The 16771-nt window shown below is 76.8% G+C and carries 13 protein-coding genes; 9 read left to right on the forward strand and 4 right to left on the reverse strand.

Annotation, left to right across the window (positions count from 1 at the left end; translation table 11 throughout):
• The first annotated feature begins 10 nt into the window (after positions 1-10).
• On the forward strand, positions 11-637 hold the full coding sequence (locus LG943_RS07805; protein ID WP_270071528.1) for a LysE family transporter: 627 nt from the start codon (positions 11-13) through the stop codon (positions 635-637).
• A 136-nt stretch (positions 638-773) separates the two neighbouring features.
• Here LG943_RS07805 and LG943_RS07810 read toward each other — a convergent pair whose 3' ends face one another.
• Together LG943_RS07810 and LG943_RS07815 are read right to left on the reverse strand one after the other, a co-directional pair.
• A complete protein-coding gene (locus LG943_RS07810) occupies positions 774-2297 on the reverse strand; it encodes a class I adenylate-forming enzyme family protein (protein WP_270071529.1) in 1524 nt (507 codons plus the stop codon).
• On the reverse strand, positions 2294-3655 hold the full coding sequence (locus LG943_RS07815; protein WP_270071530.1) for a phenylacetate--CoA ligase family protein: 1362 nt from the start codon (positions 3653-3655) through the stop codon (positions 2294-2296). The genes LG943_RS07810 and LG943_RS07815 overlap by 4 nt, the downstream gene beginning before the upstream one ends.
• A gap of 157 nt (positions 3656-3812) precedes the next feature.
• On the opposite strand from LG943_RS07815, the gene LG943_RS07820 reads away from it, so the two are divergent.
• The 5 genes from LG943_RS07820 to LG943_RS07840 all read left to right on the forward strand — a co-directional run bounded on the left by LG943_RS07820 (position 3813) and on the right by LG943_RS07840 (position 10132).
• Positions 3813-5144: a threonine synthase gene (locus LG943_RS07820; protein ID WP_270071531.1), complete on the forward strand. Its 1332-nt coding sequence runs from the start codon at positions 3813-3815 to the stop codon at positions 5142-5144.
• Entirely contained in the window at positions 5132-6265 is a 1134-nt protein-coding gene (locus tag LG943_RS07825; RefSeq protein WP_270071532.1) for an NAD(P)/FAD-dependent oxidoreductase, read from the forward strand. Before LG943_RS07820 ends, LG943_RS07825 begins: the two co-directional genes overlap by 13 nt.
• A 10-nt stretch (positions 6266-6275) precedes the next feature.
• Positions 6276-7574 (forward strand): aspartate aminotransferase family protein, encoded by a 1299-nt coding sequence (locus LG943_RS07830; RefSeq protein ID WP_270071533.1) that lies wholly within the window; start codon positions 6276-6278, stop codon positions 7572-7574.
• A complete protein-coding gene (locus tag LG943_RS07835; RefSeq protein WP_270071534.1) occupies positions 7571-8413 on the forward strand; it encodes a class I SAM-dependent methyltransferase in 843 nt (280 codons plus the stop codon). Before LG943_RS07830 ends, LG943_RS07835 begins: the two co-directional genes overlap by 4 nt.
• A 93-nt stretch (positions 8414-8506) precedes the next feature.
• Entirely contained in the window at positions 8507-10132 is a 1626-nt protein-coding gene (locus LG943_RS07840) for an AMP-binding protein (RefSeq protein WP_270071535.1), read from the forward strand.
• Here LG943_RS07840 and LG943_RS07845 read toward each other — a convergent pair.
• On the reverse strand, positions 10108-10938 hold the full coding sequence (locus LG943_RS07845) for a TetR/AcrR family transcriptional regulator (protein WP_270071536.1): 831 nt from the start codon (positions 10936-10938) through the stop codon (positions 10108-10110). The two genes, LG943_RS07840 and LG943_RS07845, sit on opposite strands and share 25 nt — an antisense overlap.
• 51 nt (positions 10939-10989) lie before the next feature.
• On the opposite strand from LG943_RS07845, the gene LG943_RS07850 reads away from it, so the two are divergent.
• Positions 10990-12711 (forward strand): right-handed parallel beta-helix repeat-containing protein, encoded by a 1722-nt coding sequence (locus tag LG943_RS07850; RefSeq protein ID WP_270071537.1) that lies wholly within the window; start codon positions 10990-10992, stop codon positions 12709-12711.
• A gap of 63 nt (positions 12712-12774) precedes the next feature.
• Here the strand turns inward: LG943_RS07850 and LG943_RS07855 are convergent, their stop codons facing one another.
• Positions 12775-14391, reverse strand: a complete 1617-nt coding sequence (locus tag LG943_RS07855) for a serine hydrolase domain-containing protein (RefSeq protein WP_270071538.1) — start codon at positions 14389-14391, stop codon at positions 12775-12777.
• Positions 14392-14600: 209 nt separating this feature from the next.
• On the opposite strand from LG943_RS07855, the gene LG943_RS07860 reads away from it, so the two are divergent.
• Positions 14601-16082: a sensor histidine kinase gene (locus LG943_RS07860; protein ID WP_270071539.1), complete on the forward strand. Its 1482-nt coding sequence runs from the start codon at positions 14601-14603 to the stop codon at positions 16080-16082.
• On the forward strand, positions 16079-16735 hold the full coding sequence (locus LG943_RS07865; RefSeq protein WP_270071540.1) for a response regulator: 657 nt from the start codon (positions 16079-16081) through the stop codon (positions 16733-16735). Before LG943_RS07860 ends, LG943_RS07865 begins: the two co-directional genes overlap by 4 nt.
• The last annotated feature ends 36 nt before the right edge of the window (positions 16736-16771 follow it).

The following is a 16771-nucleotide window of genomic DNA, read 5'->3' on the forward strand; positions in this document are numbered from 1 at the left end:
CCCCGCACTCGTGACCACCGCCTTGGCCACCGGGTTCGGCTTCGGTTTCGTCGTCGCCGCCCAGGTGGGGCCGATCTGGCTGCTGTGCCTGCGCAGCGTGCTGCGCGGCGGCGTCATGCCGGGGCTGGCGATCGGCGCGGGCGCGGCGCTGGTCGACGTCGGCTACGCCCTGCTGGGCGTCGTGGGTGTGGCCGCGCTGCTGGACCGGTGGGAGGCGCTGCGTACCACCGCCGGGATCCTCGGCGTGGCCGTCCTGGCGGTCCTGGCGCTGCGCGCCCTGCGCGCCGCGCTGGCCCGACCGGAGAAAGACGGGTGCGACCGCGAGCTGACCTCGCCCCGCGCGGCGTTCCTCGTGGGGCTGGCGGCCACGGCCGGCAACCCGCTGACGATCCTGGCGTGGGCGGCGGTCTTCGCCGCGGCGTCCTCGGCCACGCCGGGCATGGGCGCGGGCGCGCCCTGGACCATGCTGGCGGGCGTGGGCGCGGGGACCTTCACCTGGTTCGCGGTGCTGTCCCTGGCCGCGTCCGCGCTCGGCCGGTTCACCGGCCCCCGCTTCCACCGGGGGGTGGACCTGGCGGCGGCGGTCGGCCTGCTGGTGTTCGCCGCCGTCCTGGCCTGGCGGGTGCTGGCGCCCTGAGGCGGGTGCCGCCCGCGCCCGCCGCCGCGCGGACCGCCCGCGCGGGCCGCCGAGGGGTGCGCGCCGCGCCCGGCACCCCGCGGGGCGCCGGGCGCGCGCTCCGGCGCTGAAGCGGAAGGCGCGCCGGACCCCGGGTTCACCTGGCGGCGAACCACTTGCGCAGGGTGTCCCGGCAGGGCTCGTTGGCGTAGGTCAGCGGGATGTGCGGCACGAACAGCACCGACGCGGGCACCCGGCGGGGGTCGAGTCGGCGCGCGAGCCACGCGCGCAGCTCGGGCTCGCCGACGTTCCCGGCGGCACCGGGGGCGGCGACCACGGCGGTGCGCAGGGCGGTGCCGCCGGCTCCGTCGGGGGTGTCGAAGGTCGCCGACTCCAGCACCGCCGGGTGCTCCTGGAGCCAGGGGTCGACCTCGCCGGCGAACACCGCCTCGCCGTCGACCTCCATCGCCTCACCGGCCCGGCCCAGCACCGTGAGGCGCCCGGAACGGTCGAGGAACCCGACGTCGCCGGTGCGCAGCCAGCCGTCGCGCAGGGCGTGCGCGGTGGCCTCCGGCCGCTTCCAGTACTCGGTGGTCAGGGTGGGGCTGTGCACCCAGATCTCGCCGCGCCCGCCCGGCTCGCGGGGGCGGCCGCGCGGGTCGCGCACCTCCACGCGTACCCCGGGCAGGGGCCGGCCCACGCTCCGGCGGACGTCGAAGGAGCCGTCGGCGTAGTCCGCGGGCTCCAGGCGGGCGACCGAGCCGGCCTCGGTCTGGCCGTAGCCGGGGCGCACGATCGGCCCGAACCGGGCCACGGCCCGGCTGAGCAGGGCCGGGGAGGTGGCGGCGGTGGAGCTGAGGACGGAGCGCAGGTGCGGAAAGCGCGGCGCCGCCGCCGAGGTGTCCAGGTGGTCCAGCAGCAGGCGCAGTTCGTAGGGCGACAGGACCAGGTGGGTGGCCCGCTGCCCGGCGAGGACGGCGGCGACCTCGGGCGGGTCGAACCAGGGCAGGGTGATGAGCTGGCCCCCGGCCGCCACGGCGGCGTCGCCGAGGGCGCGGCCGAGCCCGGTGAGTCGGCCGGTCTTGAGCAGCCGCGGCGGGGTGTCGCCCGCGAGCAGTTCGGCCACCCCGGGGGCGGTGCGCGGCGGCCCGGCCCGGAAGCGGCGCAGCACGGGCTTGGCGCGGCCGGTGGTGCCCCCGGTCAGCGTGATCCGGTTGGGGTCGCCCGGCCGCGCCCGGGGCGGGAAGGGCGCGGCCGGGAGCCCGGCGGCGGTGTCGAGCAGGTCGGTCCCGGCGGGGCCGGGGCCGAGGGCGAGCAGGCGGACGCCGGGCAGCGCCGCGATGTCGGGCAGGCGGGTGCGGCGCACCGCGCCGGGGTCGGCGAGGGCGAGGGCGGCGCCGCACTCGGTGATGAGCCCGGCCTGGTCGGTGAAGGGGAGGGTGTCGGGGATCTCGACCTGGCCGCCGCCCGTCAGCTCCACGGCGTTGGCCGCCAGGTGCAGGCGGCTGCTGAGCGGGCCGACGAGGGCGGCGATCCGCCCCGGCCCGTGGCCCAAGTCGGCCAGCGCGCGGGCCAGTCGGCGGACGGTGTCGAGCGCCTGGCCGGCGGTGAGGTCGCCGCGGCGGTCGTGCAGCACCACGCGGGTGGGGTCGCGCTCCAGCTCCGCGATGAGCGGTGTCATCGGCGGGCTCCTTCCGAGGGGACCCGCTCCTGGGGTGCGGGCGCGCCCGCCGGGTAGGACAGCCCGGCGCTGTCGTCGCCGGCCGAGGACAGGTAGCGCGGCTTGGCGATGTGGGACTCCCGGGCCAGCTCCTCCAGGGAGACCAGGGTGCCCGGGGCGACCGCCTCGACCTCGGCCGCGGCCCCCAGGTGCCGCTCCAGGCCCGCGCGCAGGGCGGCCGCGGCGTCGCCGGCCGCCGAGTCCGCGGCCTCGATCAGGACCCGCAGCGCGCCGCGGTCCTCGACCGCCCGCCAGAACAGCACGCCCAGGTCGGGGGGCAGGGAGTACACCGCCTCCTCCACGTCGCAGGCGTAGACCCGGCGCCCGCCCAGGGTGACGCCCTGCTCCCAGCGTCCGAGCACCCGCACCCGGGGCAGCGCCCAGCCGCAGGGGCAGGGTTCGTAGGAGAGTTCGACGGCGTCGCCGGTGTCGTAGCGCAGCAGCGGCATCGCCTCGCGGTACAGGGTGGTGAGGACGAGCCGCCCGCTCCCCTCGGGCGCGGCGGTGCCGGTGGCGGGGTCCAGGATCTCGGGCAGGTAGCGGTCGGCCCACAGGTGCAGGGCGCCCTCGGGGCACTCGCCGGCGAGGTTGGAGCCGCACTCGGAGTTGCCGTAGCTCAGGGCGACGTCGCAGCCCCACAGGTGGGTGATGCGCCGGCGGCGCGCCTGGCTCAGGGGTTCGCCGGTGGCGATGAGCGTGCGCAGCGCGGGGGCGTGGTCGCGCGGCGCCGAGCCCGTCAGCCGGGCGCAGGCCGCCCACAGCAGCGGCTCGGTGGGCAGGGCCGCCGCCACGGTGACGCGCAGGTCGCGCAGCAGGCCCAGGACCCGCCGGTAGGTCATGGCGGTCGAGCGGGCGTCGGCGGGCACGGTCAGCGCGCCCGCCGCCCGCGCGGCGGCGTGGACCTGGTGGCCGATGGTGACCATCGCGTAGGGCACGCGCACGAGCACGGTGTCGTCCTCGGTGAGGCCGTACCGGCCGCGGCGGAAGCGGTCGAGCATCTCGGCCCAGTCGGCCTCGGTGTGGAAGGAGGCGGTGGCCTGGCCGAGGGAGGTGCCGCTGGACTCGTGGTAGGAGGCGAGCCGCCGGCGGGCCACCGCGACCATGCCGAAGGGGTGGTTGGCGCGCAGGTCGGCCTTGGTGGTGAGGGGGAGGTCGGCGAGGTTCTCCAGGTCCACGCGGGGGACGTCCGGGCCGAACCGGCTGCGGTAGAAGTCGCTGTTGGCGGCGGCGCGCACCACGGCGGGCAGCCGATCCCGCCAGAGCGCCCGCAGGCCGTCGAAACCGGACCATTCGCCGATACTTGGGGGAATGTGCACCATGGAATGTGATTCCCTTCTTTTCCCGCTTTTCCGGGATGCGGATGAGGGTAATTAAATGAAATTCCCTGGTACTACGGTTACCCGCGGGTGATAACGGGAAAACAAATCAACGGAGCCAAGTACCCCCGCCGGTGCCGCCGGGAAAGGAAAACCCCCTATGGGCTTCACCCTGCGCTATGAGGAACTTATCGGCGGATCCACCGCGGGCGCGGAGCGAACACAGTTCGCGCTGGTCTGCGTGGTCTGCGGGAGATCACCCGGACGCCTTCTGGCCAACCGCTGCGGCGACTGCGGCGGCGCCATCGACGCCATCCACCCGTTGGAAAACGTGTCACTCGCCGGCGGGGAAAACCCCCTCCAGCGTTACTTCGACCTCCTCCCGGTCCGGGAACGCGGAAACCTCCTCTGGCTCGGCGACGGCGACACCCCGTGTTTCCGGGCCGAGGGATTCGGTCGCCGCACCGGAATTCCCGGGCTCGTCCTGAAAGACGAAAGCGCCAATCCCACGCGCAGCACAAAAGACCGGATCGCCTCGGTGGGGCTCTCCCGGTTCGCCGAACTCGGCGTGAAGCGGTTCGTCATGGCCTCGACCGGAAACAGCTCCACCGCCTACGCGCGCGGGGTGCAGTCGGTCACCGGGTTCGAGATGGCGCTTTTCTGCGGCGTGCGGTTCCGCCACCGCCTCAACTACCCCGACCACAGCGCCGTCACCACCTACCTGGTCGAGGGCGACTTCGTCGCCGCCGGCCAGGCCGCCCGCCGCTTCGCCGAACGCACCGGCGCCCTCTCCGAGGGCGGCTTCTTCAACCTCGCCCGGCGCGAGGGCCTGAAGCTCGCCTACCTGGAGGCGTTCGACTGGATGGCCGACCCCCCCGACTACGTCTTCCAGGCAGTCAGCAGCGGCATGGGCCTGCTGGGCGCCTACAAGGGCGCCCTGGAGTACCTCCGCCTGGGGCGCCTCGCCCGCATGCCCCGGTTCGTGGCCGTGCAGCAGGCCAGTTGCGCCCCCATGGCCCACGCCTACCGCGAGGGCGCCGAGGTGATCGCCCCCCGGCACGTGGTCCACGACCCCCGCGGCCTGGCCGAGGCCATCCTGCGCGGCAACCCCGGCCAGACCTACCCCTACATCCGCTACCTCTGCCGGACCAGCGGGGGCCGGATCCTCTCGGTCGGCGACGACGAGATCCGCGGCGCCCGCGCCCTGCTGGCCGACACCGAGGGCGTGGCCGTGTGCCACGCCAGCGCCACCGCCCTGGCCGGCGCGGTGCGCATGCGGCGCGAGGGCGACCTCCCCGAGGACGCCGCCGTCCTGGTCAACCTCACCGGCGGCGACCGCACCGGCTGGCCGGTGCCCACCCGCTGCCACGTCGTGGACGCCGAGTTCCCCACCGGGTCGGTGGAGTGGTCCGGGCCGCCCGCCCCGCCCGCCGGCGCCGCACCGGCGGGCGGGGCGGGCGGGCAGGAGGGGCGGGACACGTGCGTGCTGTAGCCGTCGTGGGCGCGGGCGTCCTCGGCGCCGCCGTCGCCTGGAACCTCGCCCGGCGCGGCCTGCGCGTCGTGGTGGTGGAGCGCGAGCCGGTGCCGGCCGCCGGCGCCAGCGGTGCCTCCTTCGCCCGGGCCACCGCGTTCGGCCGGGCGCCCCGGGCCTACTTCGAGCTGCGGCACGCCGGCCTGCGGACCCTGCACCGGCTGCGCGAGACCGGCGTGCCCGGCTTCCACCCCTGCCCCAGCCTCGTCTGGAGCCGCGACGACCCCGCCCTGGCCGACACCGTCGCCACGGCGCGCCACCAGGGCTACCGCGCCTGCCACGGCCCCTGCGCCGGGTTCCCGGTCCCCGCCGGGCCGGGCCGCGCCGTGCCCGCCGCGCGGGCGGCCTACCTCCCCGCCGAGGGCTGGGTCGACCTCCCCGCCATGGCGGACTGGATGCTGGCGCGGGCGCGCCGCTTCGGCGCCGACATCCGGTTCGGCGCGCGGGCCGTGGACATCCGCACCGGCGCCGACGGCGCGGTCCGCGCCCTCGTCCTGGCCGACGGCGGCGCCGTGGCGGCCGACACCGTGGTCAACGCCGCCGGCGCCGGGGCCGACCGGGTGGCCCGGCTGGTCGGCGGCCCCCTCGCCCTGGCGCCCAGCGCCGGGCTGCTGGCCGAGGTCCCCCTGGCGCGGGAACTGGACGCCATGCTGCTCGCCCCCGACATCAGCATCCGCCCGGCCGGCGCCGGCGCGGCGCTGCTGCGCTCCGACGCCATCGACTCCCGGCTGGGCGCCGCGCCCGCCGCCGACCTGGCGGCCGAGGCGGCCGCCGAACTCCTGGAGCGCGCCGCGGCGGTGCTGCCCGAACTCGCCGGCGCCCGCCCCACCGCCGCCCGGGTGGGCGTGCGCGCGTTCCCCGCCGACGGCTACCCCAGCGTCGGCTTCCTCAGCGGCGTGCCCGGCTACTACGAGGCCGTCACCCACAGCGGCGCCACGCTGGGCCCTTTGCTGGGGCGGCTGGCGGCCGAGGAGATCGCCTCGGGGCACCGCTCCCGCCTGCTCGCCCCCTACACCCCCGACCGCTTCGGCGGTTCCGCCGTACCCGACCAGGGAGCCGGTATCGCACCGGCGCACACGTGAGAGGACGAGGATGACCGGCACCATCAGCGACGTGCAGGCACCACAGTCGAACAAGACCGCCTACGACGGCCTGCGCGACGTCGTCGCGGGCGGGGTCAGCAGCAACATGCGGGCCCGGGGCGTGGCGGCGCCGATCGTCGTGGACTCCGCCCGCGGCGCCCGCGTCCGCGACGTCGAGGGCAACGAGCTGATCGACGTCAACATGGGCTACGGCCCCCACATCTTCGGCTACGCCGACCCCGACGTCACCGAGCACATCGCCGCGCAGTTCGGGCGCGGCCACCTCACCGGGCTGCCGCACCGCCTCGACCGCCGGGCGGCGGAGCTGGTCGCCGAACTCGTGCCCGGCGTGGAGCAGTTGCGCTTCGCCAACTCCGGCACCGAGGCGCTGATGTCGGCGGTGCGGCTGGCGCGGGTCCTCACCGGCCGCACCCTGGTGCTGACCTTCGGCGGCCACTACCACGGCTGGAGCGAGACCCTGCTGCGCACCCGCGAGTGCGACGGCTACCGCCCCCGCCCCCTGGCGCCGGGCATGATCCCCGAGGCCATGGCGCACACCCTCCAGGTCGGCTGGAACGACGTCGCGGCCGTGGAGGCGGTGTTCGAGGAGCACGGCGGCGACCTCGCCGCGGTGCTGTGCGAACCCGTCCTGGCCAACGCGGGCGTGGTGGCGCCGGCCCCCGGGTTCCTGGAGCTGCTGCGCCGGCTCACCCGCTCCGCCGGCGCCCTGCTGGTCTTCGACGAGGTCATCACCGGATTCCGGGTGGCGCGCGGCGGCGCGCAGGAGCGCTACGGCGTGGAGCCCGACCTCACCGTGCTCTCCAAGGTCATGGGCGGCGGGTTCCCCGTGGCGGCGTTCGGCGGCCCCCGCGATGCCATGAAGCCCCTGGCCCAGTTGGAGGCGTTCCACGCCGGCGTCTACGCCGGCAACCACGCGGCCATGGCCGCCGTCGCCGCGTCCCTGGCCAAGGTCCGCTCCCTGCCGGCGCTCTACACCGAACTGGAGGCGCTGGGCGCCTACGCCGAGTCGCGGGTGCACGAGGCCGCCGCGGCGGCCCAGCGCACCCTCCAGGTGCGGCGCGTGGGCTCGGTGATGTCGGTGGCCCTGACCAGCCCCGCCACCGGCGCGGTCGACCCGGGCGGGCACCGCCGCCTGCAAACCGCCTGCCAGGCGCGCGGGGTGTACTTCCACCCCATCCCCGACGAGCCGTGGTTCCTCAGCACGGCCCACACCCGCGCCGACCTCGACACCGTCGCCGAGGTCCTGGCGGAGTCTTTGGCCGAGGTCGCCGCCGAGGGCGCGCGGTGACCCCGCCCCGCGCGGGGTACGAGGCGTCCTACAGCAGGAGCGCCGCCAACTGGGACCCCCACATCGCCCACTTCACCACCTTCGGCGAGCGCCTGGTGGAGCTGGCCGACCCCCGGCCGGGCGAACGCGTGCTCGACGTCGGCGCGGGCCGGGGCGCCTGCCTGTTCCCGGCGGCCGAGCGCGTGGGCCCCCAGGGGCGCGTCCACGGGGTCGACCTGGCTGAGGGGATGGTGGAGTGCCTGGCGGCCGACATCGCCGAGCGCGGCGTGCGCAACGCCACGGCCGGGCGGATGGACGCCCAGACGCTCACCGTGCCCGACGCCTCCTACGACCTGGTGACGAGCGCGTTCACCCTGTTCATCCTGCCCGACCCCGCCGCCGCGGCCGCCGGGTTCCTGCGCGCGCTGCGGCCGGGCGGGCGGTGCGCCGTCTCGGTCCCCGACGGCCCGCTGCGGCCCGCCGGCCTCCACGACATCGAAGCGCTCTGCCACTCCTACGCGCGCCGGCTGAACGGCGGCGCCGCACCGGTCGGCATGCCCGACTTCGAACTGGACCCCGCCGCGCTCCTGGCCGAGGCCGGCTTCACCGGTGTCGAGGCCACCGAGGAGGTCCGGGAGTTCGTGTTCCCCAGCGTGGACGCCTGGTGGGAGTGGACCTGGACGGTCAACGTCCGCGCGTTCTACGAGCGGCTGCCGCCGCCGCTGCTGGAGGAGCTGCGGCGCGAGGCGTTCGCGCTGCTGACCCCCCTGGTGACCGACAAGGGCCTGCCCGCCGTGGCGGGCGCCCGCTACGCCACGGCCGTGCGCCCCGCCGCGCCCGGTCTCCGGCGCCGCATGTGACCGCGCCCCGCCGGCGGCCCGGCCCCGCAACGGCCGCCGGCGGGGCGCTCCCGTGGTCCCTTCATCAACCCCTCACGTGAGGACGGAACCGCCATGAGCACACTGCTGGAGGTACTGGCGTGGGACCGGGACCGCCCGGTCCTCCACGACGCCCGCGACGGGTGGCTGACCGCCGGATCGGCCGTGGACACCGTGTACCGGCTGGCCCGCGCCCTGCGCGAGCGCGGCTGCGGCCCCGACCGCATGGCCGCCCTGTTCGGGCCGCTGAGCACCGGGCTGTACCTGTGCTCCCACGCGGTGGAGCACGTGGGCGGGGGGCAGGCCGAGGTGCCCATGGGGCTGCCGGCGCCGGAGTACGTCCGCCTCTTCGCGGAGTTCGGGGCCGGGTTCGTGGTGGCCGACCCCGAGGCCGCCGACGCGCCGGCGCTGCGCGCGGTCGCCGCCATGCCCGGGGTGCGGCTGCTCACGCTGGGGGCCGCCGCCGAGGGCGAGGACCTGCTGGCGGAGCTGGACCGCCACTCACCCGAGCCGTTCCCGCCCCAGGCGCGCCCGGGCGCGCCCGTCCGCGTCGGCCTCACGGGGGGCACCACGGGCCGCTCCAAGCCGGTCGTGCGGGTGTTCACGGAAAAGATGCCCGACCCGCGGACCATCTGGTACGCGCGGATGGTGGCCGCCCACGGCCCCGGGCCGCGCGTGGTCCTCGCCGAGCAGTTGAGCGGGGTGGGCCGGACGCTGATGAACGGCGTCCTGGCGGTCGGCGGCCAGTGCGTGCTGCTGCCCGACTTCGATCCGCCGCGGGTGGCCGGGGCGGTGCAGGCGCACCGGGCCACCCACGTCTTCCTGCCCACCCACCAGTTGCGCCGGCTGCTGGACCACCCCGGCGCCGCGGCCGCCGACCTGTCGTCGCTGCGCTGCGTGATCACGGGGGGCGGGATGATGACGCCCGCGCTGCTCAACCGCGCGGTGGCGCGCCTGGGCCCCATCGTCTACAGCTCCTACGGCCAGACCGAGGCAGGCAACATCGCCTGGCTGGAGCCCGAGCACTACACCGGGGCGGACGCGGAGGCGCGGCGCAGTTGCGGGCGCCCGGTGCCCGGGGTGGACATCGAGATCCGCGACCTCCAGGGGCGGGTGCTGGGACCGGGCGAACGCGGGCGGGTGTGGGTGCGCACGCGCCTGCTGATGGCCGGGTACCTGAACCGCCCCGAGGACACCGCGCGGGTGCTGCGCGGGGGCTGGCTGGACACCCAGGACATCGGCTACCGCACCGAGGACGGCCTGCTGGTCCTGCTGGGCCGGGCCAGGAACGCGATCGCCGTCGCCGGCGCCACGGTGTTCGCCGTGGAGGTCGACGCCGTCCTCCAGGAGCAGCCGGGGGTGCTGGACTCCGCGACCTTCGGGGTCCCCGGTCCCGACGGCGAGACCCTGCACAGCGCTGTGGTGCGGGACCCGGCGGTCCCGGTGGAGGCGGCCGCGCTCCGGGCCGCCGTGGGGGAGCGGCGGGGCGCGGCGTACGCGCCGTCGTCGGTGCTGTTCGTGGCGCGGATCCCCTACACCCGGTCCCACGACGTCAACTGGGACCTGCTGCGGCGCTGGCACGCCGAGGGGGTCCCCGACGACGCCGCCGAGGACGCCGCGAAGGCGGCGCCCGCCGCGCCCACCTCCCCCGGGGCGGGCGCGGCGGGCGCCACCGGTCAGGCCGACCTGCCCCTGCGGTAGGCCCGCTGCCGGCAGGCGGGGGAGCAGTAGGCGCGGCGGCGGCCCGAGGCGGGCTGGTCCAGAGGGCGGCCGCACACCCGACACGAATCGTCACGCATTTCGTCACGCTTGGCGGTGAGCAGTTCGATGCCGTCGAGGAGGCGGGCCAGGCCGAACGCGAAGGAGTCCGCGGGGCGGTCCCAGCCGCCCGCCTCCCACAGCGCGGTGATCGTGGGGTAGGCGTCGAGCCGGTCATAGAGGGAGTGCCGGGCGCTCCACCACTCCTCGTGGGACTGGCCGCTGGCGTCCTCGGCGCGGGCCGCCTCCACCAGGGTCAGCGCCTCGGCGTCGACGAACCCGCCGAGGAGGTCGGCCGCGGCGATCACCTCGGCGGGGGGCAGGCCGGTCTCGGACAGGATCGCCAGGAGGCGCTCGTAGTGGGCCACCCCGGCGGGGCCCGGCAGCCGGCGGGTGCCCCGGACCTCGGCCAGCCACAGGTGCCGCCGGCGCAGCTCCCAGTCCCGGTGGGCGTAGGCCTCCAGCCGCTCCCGCCAGGTGCCGCGCTCGGGCGGCTCGGGGAGTTCGGCCAGCACCGTGTCGCGCATCAGGTCGACCAGGTGGTCGCGCCCGGGGACGTGGCGGTACAGCGACATGGTCGTGAACCCCAGGCGCTCGGCGACCTTGCGCATGGAGAGCCCGGCCAGCCCCTCGGCGTCGGCCACCTCGATGGCGGCCGCCACGATCCGGTCGACGTCCAGTCCCTGCCCCCGGCGCCCCCGCCACAGCAGGTCCACGCCCTCCTCGGGGTCGTTCGCACGCGTGCTCATGTTTATGCTATATATCATGTGTACGCCATAAACACGAAAGCGTGGTGCGGTATGACCAGGTTCTTTGTCTCCCCCGACGGCGACGACACCGCCGCCGGCGGCCTCGACACCCCCTTCGCCACCCTGGAGCGCGCCCGGGACGCGGCCCGGGAGTCCGGCGGCCCCGCCGCCGTGCACCTGCGAGCCGGCACCCACGTGCTGTCCGGCACCCTCACCCTCACCGAGGCGGACTCCGGCACCGTCTTCCGCGCCCACGACGGGGAGCGCGCCGTCGTCAGCGGCGGCCGCACCGTCACCGGGTGGCGCGAGAGCGGCGGCGTGTGGACCGCCGAGGTCGGCAACCTCGTCTTCCGGGAGCTGTACGTCGAGGGCCGCCGCGCCGAGCCCGCCGCCGTGGACGCCCTGCCCGAGGACGCCGTGCGCACCGACACCGGCTACGCCACCGCCGGCACCGCCCCCCTGGCCTGGCGCAGCCCGGAGTCGGTGGAGTTCGTCTACCGCGGCGTCTACCCCTGGACCGAGGCCCGCTGCCCCGTGGCCGCCGTCGCCCGCGAGGGCGACACCACGGTGATCACCATGGCCCAACCCGGGTTCACCCAGGCCGGCGACGTCTACAACCACGCGTGGGAGGGGTACACCGGCTCCGGACTGCCCCTGCCCACCCGAATCGAGAACGACCCCGCCTTCCTCACCGAGCCGGGCACCTTCGCCCTGGACCGCTCCCGCCCGGGCCGCCACGTCCTGCACTACCTGCCCCTCCCCGGCGAGGACCCGGCGACCGTCCGCGTGGTCGCGCCCGCGCCGCACGCCCTGCTGCGCGCCGACGGCGCCCGCGACCTCGCCTTCGAGGGGCTGGTCCTGGCCGACGCCACCTGGGCGCGCACCGGCGCCTTCCTGCACTACCACGGCACCGGCTACTACGACGGCGAGGGCGCCATCGAGAAGGTGACGATCGTCGAGGGCGAGTCGTGGGTGACCGTCCCGACGCGCACCAGCACCGTGCCCGCCTGCGTCGTGCTGACCGACACCACCGGCGTCCGGTTCGAGGGCTGCCGCTTCACCCGCCTGGGCGCCACCGCCCTGGGGGTGCGCGGCGGCGCCGGCCTCACGGTGCGCGGCTGCGACTTCGACACCCTGGGGGCCGCCGCCGTCACCGTCGCGGGCACGCGCGGCGCGCTCGTGGAGGACAACCTCGTCCGCCGCACCGGCCTGGCCTACCCCGGCGCGCCCGGCATCGGCCTCATGGACACCGCCGACTGCACCGTCACCCGCAACCACGTGGACGACGTGTCGCACTGCGGCATCTCCGCCGGTCCCGGCCGGGGCACCCGCATCACCCGCAACCGCGTCACCCGCACCATGGGGGCGCTGGCCGACGGCGGGGGCGTCTACGTCTCCGGCCCCCAGGGCGACTCCTGGGCGACCGGCGCCGTGGTCAGCGGCAACGTCATCACCGAGACGCGCACCCCCTACAACTTCGGCCTCTACACCGACTACGGCGCGGCGTGGGTGCGGTGCGAGGAGAACCTGGTCACCCGCTCCGACAGCACCGCCGTGCTGGCCGTGTCCCCGCCGCTGGACCACGTGGTCTACCGCGGCAACGTCTGGGACGCCGAGCCGATGGGCGCCGACGCGGTCCCCGAGGGGGTCGACTACGCCGACAACCTGCTCCTGGCCGACGACGCCGCCGCACCGGCGTCCACCGCCGCGACCCGCATCGAGGCCGCCGCGGGCCTCGTCCGCGAACGGGAGCACGCGCCCTCCGCCGAGTGACGGGTTGGGTGCCCCGGCCGGTGGCCGCATGAGGGACCGGCTGCCACCCGGCCGGGGCGGCCCTCACCCGCGGTCGGGGGTCCGCGCGCCCCCTGCCAGGGCGGTGACGCGGGCGACGACCACGGCGGCGCAGGCGAGGGCGGCGGTGGCGAGGAAGAGGAGTTCGGCCGGTACGGCGTAGAAGCGGGTCAGCCAGGAGGCGTCCCGCCCGCCCATGACGGTGTCGGCGAGCGGCTGGAAGACCGCCAGCAGGCCCGGCGGCACCAGGTAGGGCAGCAGCCGCACGAAAGCCCGCCACCTCGGCCGCCGCAGGCGGCGCGCCGCCCAGGTGCCGCCGCGCAGCGTCCCGCGCACCCCCAGCGCGGCCACCACCGCCGTGAGCACCCCGAACACCGCGTCGGTGCGCCACAGCGTGGACCCGCCCTCCGGCGGGGTGCGGCCCTCGGCCAGCGCGAGCAGGCCGTCGGCCAGGCGCGCGGTGTCCTCCTCGGTGAGGGTCATACCGCTGTTGAACAGCACCGCGACGCCGTACCCCGTCTCCGGCACCAGGAACTGGTAGGAGGAGTAGGTGGACAGCATGCCGCCGTGCCAGACCTGGGGCAGGCGGGTGTGGTCCCCCGCCTCGGGCGTCCGCCGCATCCAGCCCAGGGCCGAGCGGCCCTCGTTGGCCGAGGCCGTGTGCGTCTCGGCGATTCCTTCGGCCGACAGCAGCCGCTCGCCGGTGCTCGCGCGCCCTCCGCTGTTCTGGACCACCATCCACTCCGCCATGTCCTCGGCGGTGGACACGATCCCGCCGGACCCGACAGCGAACTGGTCGGGCTCGGGCACGGCGACGCTGGTCCCGTAGGCGCGGATGAAGCCCTCGGCCAGGCCCGGCACGGGTGCGCCGGTGCTCGGTGCGGCGACGGTGTCGTCCATCCCGGCCGGGGCGAACACCTCGCGCTCCATATAGGCGTCGAACTCCAGCCCGCTGACGACCTCGACCAGGCGCGCGGCGACGTGGTAGTTGGGGTTGTGGTAGTTCCAGTCGGTGCCGGGGTCGGCTTCCAGTTCAACGGCGCGCAGCCGCGCCACGGCTTCGCGCAGGGTGTCCGGCTGGGGGCTGGTGGCCTCGGGGAAGGTCCGGTCGGACATGCCCGAAGTCTGGTCGAGCAGTTGGCGGACGGTGATGTCGGCCCCGCGCGGGTCGGCGATGCGGAACTCCGGAAGGTAGCGCCGCACCGGCTGGTCCAGGTCCACCTCGCCCGCCTCCACCAGTTGCATCACCGCCAGCGCGGTGAACGACTTGCTGAGCGAGGCGACGCGCATCGGCGTGTCGGCGGTCAGCTCCGTGCCGTCGGCGGCGCGGCCGTACCCGGCGGTGAGCACCACCTCCTCGCCCCGGGTGACGGCGACGGCGGCGCCCGGCAGGCCGGTGTCCGCCACGTAGCGCTCGGCGTAGCGGTCCATGCGGGCGGCGACCGCCTCCGCCGTGTCGGCGTGCGCGGGCGGGCCGGGCACGGCCATCGCCCCCAGCGCCGCCAGGACCGCGAGGGCGGCGCCCACCGCCGCCGGCGCGGCGGGCGCGCCCACCCCGCGCGCGGTGCCGGGCGCCGCTCCCCCTCCCGCGCCGCGCGCCGTACGGCGGCGGCGCCCTTCGGCGGTGGTGCCCCGCCCGTGCCGGGGTCGGTTGGCCCGCATTGGTTCCTCCCAGAAAGTCGTCCGGATGTCCTGGAGGAACACGCTAGGAACCGGGCGGCCGCTCGGGCATCGCCCGCCGGTGGGCGACGGGGGTGCCCGTTCGGGGCCACCGGCGCGTGCCCACCCCCCACTTTCGTGGCGTCCGATTCCCCCCGAACCCCCACTGACGGGCGACGATGCGCGGGCCGCCCTTCTGTACGGTGGACGTCGTGCGCCCCCTTACCGACCCCGCCCCCGACTCCCCGGCCGCCGCCCGCGCCGCCACCCGGGCGGCCGTGCGCGAAGCCGCGGTGTGGGGCGCCTTCGCCGTGGGCGCGGTGCTGGCCGCGCCGGTCGGCGGGCAGATGCTGTCGGTGTTCGCGCCCGCCCTGGCCGCGGCCGCGCTGCTGCTGGGCCGCGCGAGCGGCCGGGAGCCGCCGGCGGTGGGCGCCCTGGCCCTGCTCACCGCCCTGTACCCGGTGGTGGCGGTGGCGGCCGGGGGAACCGTCACCCACGGGTTCGCCGCCTCCGCCTCGGCGGTGGTCTTCGCCGTCCTGCCCTGGCTGCTGGGCCGCTACCTGCGCCGCCGCGCCGACGCCGCCTCCTTCGGCTGGCGCCGCGCCGAGCTGCTGGAGCGCGAGCGCGACCTGGTGGCCGAGCGGGAGCGGCTGCGCGAGCGCGCCCGCATCGCCGAGGAGATGCACGACTCCCTGGGCCACGAGCTGAGCCTGATCGTGGTGCGCGCCGGCGCCATGCAGGTCGGCCCCGGTTACGGCGAGGCCGAGCTGCGCGACGCCGCCGGCGAGCTGCGCGCGGGCGCGGCCGGCGCGGTCGAGCGGTTGCAGGAGATCATCGGGATCCTGCGCGAGACCGGCGACCCGCTGGCCGGCGAGCCGCTGGGCCAGGGCGTGGCCGAGCTGGTCGAGCGCGCCCGCGCAGCCGGCATGGACATCGCGCTGCACGGCGCCGACCTGGCCGAGGACGCGCCCGAGCCGGTGCGCCGCGCCCTGGCCCGCGCGGTGCAGGAGGCGCTGACCAACGCCGCCAAGCACGCCCCGGGCGCGGCGGTGGCCGTGCACGTGGAGCGGGAGGCCGGGGGCGGCTGGGCGGTGCGGGTCCGCAACGGTCCGCCGCCGCGCGGCGGACCGATCGCGGCGGGGGTCGCGGGCGGGCGCGGGCTGGCGGGGCTGGCCGAGCGGCTGCGCCCGCTGGGCGGCGCGGTCGAGGCAGGCCCGGTGCCCGGCGGGGGGTTCGAGACCGCCGCCCGGGTGCCGGCGGGCGCCGCCCCGGGGAGCGGGGGCGCCGGCGGCGCGGCCGAGTTGGCGTCGCGCTTCGCGTCGGCGCAGCGGCGCGCGCTGCGCGCGGCGGTGCTGGCCCCGGCGGGGCTGCTCGCGGCGCTGGCGGCGTTGTGGCTGGCCTACTACCTCACCGCGTCGGCCGGCGCGGTCCTGGCCCCCGCCGACTTCGACCGGCTGCGCGTCGGGCAGGAGCAGGCCCGGGTGGAGGCGGTGCTGCCACCGCTGTCCATGCTGGACCCGCCCGCCGAACGCGTGGACGCGCCCGGAGGCGAGGCGCGGTGCCGCTTCTACCGCTCCGAGGTCACGCTGCCGGGCGCGGCCACCACCGCCTACCGGCTGTGCTTCGCGCACGGCCGGCTCGTCGTGAAGGAGACCGTGCCGGTGGGCACCCGACCCGAAGGGGGAGACCGGTGATCCGGGTCCTGCTCGCCGACGACGAGGCCCTGATCCGGGCCGGGATCGGCACCATCCTGTCGGCCGACCCCGGTATCGAGGTCGTCGCCGAGGCCGGGACCGGCCGCCAGGCCGTGGACCTGGCCCGCCGCCACCGGCCCGACGTCGCGCTGCTCGACATCCAGATGCCCGACCTGGACGGCCTGGCGGCGGTGCCGGAAATTTTGCGGGCGTCGCCGCGCACGGCCGTGGCGATCCTGACCACCTTCGGCCAGGACGACCACATCACCCGCGCGCTGGACGGCGGCGCCAGCGCGTTCCTGCTCAAGACCGCCGAGCCGCAGGAGCTGATGGCGGGGGTGCGGGCGGTCGCCGACGGCGGCGCGTTCCTGTCACCCCGGGTCGCCCGGCGGGTGATCACCCAGTTGCGCGAGCGCCCGGCGTCGCCGGCGCGCGCCGCCCGGGAGCGGGTGGCCGCGCTGAGCCGCCGCGAGAAGGACGTGCTGGCCCTGCTGGGCGCGGGCCGCTCCAACGCGGAGATCGCGCGGGAGCTGCACCTGGCCGAGGACACGGTCAAGGCCCACGTCAGCGCGATCCTGGCCCGCCTGGACCTGCGCAACCGCGTGCAGGCGGCGGTCCTCGCCCACGAGGCGGGGATCAGCGGCCGGGGCTGAGGGCACCGGCCCCCGCCCCGGAGGCCCCGGCGCCTC

It is taken from the genome of Streptomonospora mangrovi, from assembly GCF_027604915.1.
In the GTDB taxonomy this organism is placed as follows: domain Bacteria; phylum Actinomycetota; class Actinomycetes; order Streptosporangiales; family Streptosporangiaceae; genus Streptomonospora; species Streptomonospora mangrovi.

Bases quoted from the DNA above. Each gene is read 5' to 3' on its own strand.
- LG943_RS07810 (WP_270071529.1), bottom strand. From the start codon at position 2,297: ATGACACCGCTCATCGCGGAGCTGGAGCGCGACCCCACCCGCGTGGTG.
- LG943_RS07815 (WP_270071530.1), bottom strand. From the start codon at position 3,655: ATGGTGCACATTCCCCCAAGTATCGGCGAATGGTCCGGTTTCGACGGC.
- LG943_RS07820 (WP_270071531.1), top strand. From the start codon at position 3,813: ATGGGCTTCACCCTGCGCTATGAGGAACTTATCGGCGGATCCACCGCG.
- LG943_RS07830 (WP_270071533.1), top strand. From the start codon at position 6,276: ATGACCGGCACCATCAGCGACGTGCAGGCACCACAGTCGAACAAGACC.
- LG943_RS07840 (WP_270071535.1), top strand. From the start codon at position 8,507: ATGAGCACACTGCTGGAGGTACTGGCGTGGGACCGGGACCGCCCGGTC.
- LG943_RS07845 (WP_270071536.1), bottom strand. From the start codon at position 10,938: ATGAGCACGCGTGCGAACGACCCCGAGGAGGGCGTGGACCTGCTGTGG.
- LG943_RS07850 (WP_270071537.1), top strand. From the start codon at position 10,990: ATGACCAGGTTCTTTGTCTCCCCCGACGGCGACGACACCGCCGCCGGC.
- LG943_RS07855 (WP_270071538.1), bottom strand. From the start codon at position 14,391: ATGCGGGCCAACCGACCCCGGCACGGGCGGGGCACCACCGCCGAAGGG.